1 pseudogene is annotated in these 651 nt (G+C 41.2%); it reads left to right on the forward strand.

Features of this window, described 5'->3' with window-relative positions:
• Positions 1-515, forward strand: a pseudogene (locus tag AB4486_RS22970) (hypothetical protein); the annotation flags it as partial.
• Between the last annotated feature and the right edge of the window lie 136 nt (positions 516-651).

A 651-nucleotide genomic window follows, 5' to 3' on the forward strand; every position in this document is an offset into this window, starting at 1 on the left:
GCTCTGAAGATCACTATCTAGGTCAAGAGGGCTTTAACTCTGATGACTCACTAGGCTGGGGTTCGGCTAAGGCTGTGTTGCCACTGGCAATTGCTGATAATCAAAAGATTATCAATCAAGTGGTAGATTTCGGTACCTCAACCAATGCACCGCTAACATCACAATATGACTATGAGTATGACGAAGTCAGTGGTGAATTCATTGGGATTGAGTCTCCTGGATTAAGGACTGTATCTGTAGAAACGTCATTAGATGAAATTATCAACGGACGACCTTACTTTCTACCCACCTTCAACTACCAAGAAACATACTTAGGTAAAGAAGAAGTCACTGTACCTGCTGGTACCTTTGATGCATGTAAAGTAGAAAGTGAAACACAATTTGAAAATGACGGACCTCGTGACACTCAAACTGCTTGGCTTACAAACCGAGGATCTATTAAGTCCATTCGAGAGGAACAATCTTGGAGTATGTCGATTAATATGGAAGCAACAAGCTTGCCGACTATTAAGTAATCGATAGGCAACATGAACAAGCCAATATGAATTTGGCTTGTTCATTCTTCCATTAGCCCTTTAAGCCAACATCTTCATTCGCAAAACTTGATAGCAATTCCAGCTGAGCACTCACTTAATTAAACGCTCTGGCAAC

Source organism: Vibrio sp. 10N.222.55.C6, assembly GCF_041473395.1.
Classification (GTDB): Bacteria; Pseudomonadota; Gammaproteobacteria; order Enterobacterales; family Vibrionaceae; genus Vibrio; species Vibrio crassostreae_C.